The sequence below is a fragment of the Rhizobacter sp. P3_C12 genome (assembly GCF_056402735.1).
The window spans coordinates 1-2,478 of the sequence record NZ_JBFUGW010000501.1; the positions used below are offsets into that span (position 1 = coordinate 1).

At 65.5% G+C, this 2,478-nt stretch carries 2 protein-coding genes; both read left to right on the plus strand.

The window, feature by feature from the left end; translation table 11 throughout:
• On the plus strand, window positions 1-2,113 hold a 2,113-nt coding region (locus tag AC1DXV_RS33785; protein ID WP_477937933.1), incomplete at its 5' end, for a hypothetical protein.
• A 125-nt stretch (window positions 2,114-2,238) separates the two neighbouring features.
• The coding region (locus AC1DXV_RS33790; protein ID WP_477937935.1) for a hypothetical protein at window positions 2,239-2,478 on the plus strand (240 nt) is incomplete at its 3' end.

Consider the following 2,478-nt stretch of genomic DNA (forward strand, 5'->3'; position numbering starts at 1 on the left):
GATCGATGCAGGGCGGGGAAAAGACGAGGTGATCGATGCCCTGGGGCGGCTGTTTTCCTTGCAGGCGCTCAGCCCGCGCTGCAAGCAATGGGTGGGCGACGAGCGCGGCATTCGTGGCTTCAATCCGTGGCGGGTGGGCACGCTGGGCGACATCGCAACAGTGGCGGCCGCCTTCGATCGTGCCGAGCGGCCCGATCTCGCGCTGCAGTTGCTCGCGGCCCACCTGACGCATCTGACCGCATTGAAGGCGACCGATCTGCCGTGCGTTCAGTTGATCGTGGACATCGCGAAACCGATTGACCTGCTGAACGGTCCGGCCGTGCGGGCGCTTCGCCCCATCCTGCTTCACGCCCGCTTGTTGAGGGAATGCGAACTGGTCGACGTGCAAGGCAGGAAGGCGCTGGCGGAGATGGAGGAGATGCTGATCGAACAGGTTCTCGTCGGCACGGACGGTACGAAAGACCTCCTGCCGATCGGCGAGATCGATGGGATGTGTCGAGTCCTGGAGGGGATGGTGGGGCAGCCGCATACCGCGGCACAACGCCGGAAGATCATGGCAAGGGCTGGGCAGCTGGCGGCGGTCGACGCTGGTCCGGGGCGCAGACGCATCACGCTCGGTTTGCAGCGAGCGACGATCGAAGGAGACGGGGTCGATTCACCGGAGCTGAAGCATTTCGCTGCAGCGTGTGACAAGCGACGGAACGATCGGATCAAGGCGTCGCGCAAGGGCTTTTCGCGTCTGGGCGTTGAATGGCGGCAGGGCAAGTTCAGCGTTCCGAAAGACGGGACGTTTTCGTGGACACCCGATGCTTGCCGGGCTGCGGTGACGTTTTCCCATCTGCGGCTGTGCCGAGCGGCCCAGCGCACGGCGGCCTTCGAGGCGTCGCAGTTGGTGCAGATGCTCGGCGAAGGCATCGAGCGGTTCGATGCGGCGCTGCGCGGCAGTGTGTTGGCACTCGGGCTGCGTGCCTCGGCCGCAGATCCGAAGGTTCTGGAGACAGCAGCATTCGCCGCGGTTCTGGACCAGCTTCTCGCCGACCACGAGGTGGTTCAGGCCATGCTGGAGAGCGATGTGTCCGACCTTCCCGTCGTGATGTGCACGCTGGCGCTGGCGTCGGACCATTGGTTCCAGACGGATGCTCGAAAGGAGGGCTTCATGCTCATCGTGGAGAGCGTGGAGTTCTCGGTCGCCATGGATTCCGGATCAGCGTCATTCCTGTTGGACGAAATCCTGGCCCGGTTCGGCGCGAACATCCTGTCTCTGCGACGCCGGCCGATGCGCAGTCTGCTCCGCTGCACGCTCACGCAGCACGCATGCCGGGGCAGCGTGGAAGCGATGGCACGTCCCCTGCTGATGCAGGCCGTGTTCGATCGATCCCGCAGTGCCGGCAAGTCGAGGAGCCGTGCATTGATCGAAGGCCTGCTGATGCTGGACCAGGAGCAGCGGATGCCGCTCTTCGAGGGGGTGGTGTCGGCGGCAAGCAAACGGGCCGAAATGAGCTCCGTGGACAAGTCCCTGCTCGGTCAGCCGATCTCGTTGGCTGCGACCTGGCGTTCGACCTGGAACGCGCCCAGCGTCGTCATCAAGGACGATCGCCTTCTCGCGACATGGCTCGGCGCCGGGGTCACCGACGCCAAGACCGGGGATCTGCTGGAAAGCCTGGCGGGCGTGATTCGCAGGCAACGCAAGAACAGCCGACGCAAGGATTGGCTCGACAGTGCCCCAGGCCTGGTGTTTGCAATTCGCCTGGCGCTGCGCGCAAGCAAAGGCCTTGTCGAGGGTTCGTCCGAGGGCGTCGGTTCCCCGGCGCTGCGGCGCGGGTCGCGAAAAGCGGGGCGGCCCGAGCTGTTCGCCCAGGCCAGTGTGCTGGCCTGCCGGTTCGTGCTGAATGGTCGCGTGCTGCCGGTGTCGCAAGACGCACAGGCCGCGTTGCTGGCGCATCTGATGTGCGCTGCGCTGGCGCTGGACATGGACGACGCGGCACCCTGTCTCGACCACCTGCAATGGGTCGAGGAACACGAGGGCCAGGTCGAAGAAGGAAAGCTCCGCCCCAGCTGGTTCACGGGCTTGCGAGAGAAACTGAACGCCGAGTTACAGGCATTGACCACCTGAAACCTGCAGTGTGGTCGCTGTCTGACACCCCCGAGGAATAGGCACGCTATTGCCCGCTTATCGTTGGCTGGCCGGGCGGCCTGTCTCGCAGAATGCGTTTTCAGGGACACACCAGCGAGACCTCCATGAACTCTGACTCCATCGACCGTTCCTGGCGCGCACTGCCGGCGCTGCGCCTGCCGCTGTCGGGCTTCCTGGAAGAGCGGGGGCAGGGGGTCGACAACCTGCTGGCCACGCTGGTGCGCCGCATCACCGGCGGCAACCTCGCCTACCTGGGCGTGCCGGCCGACCTGGTGTACCGGCTCGCCTGCCTGTGCAGCCGCTGGTCGCCCGACCTGCAGGAATTCATCGCGCAGGTGCTGGAG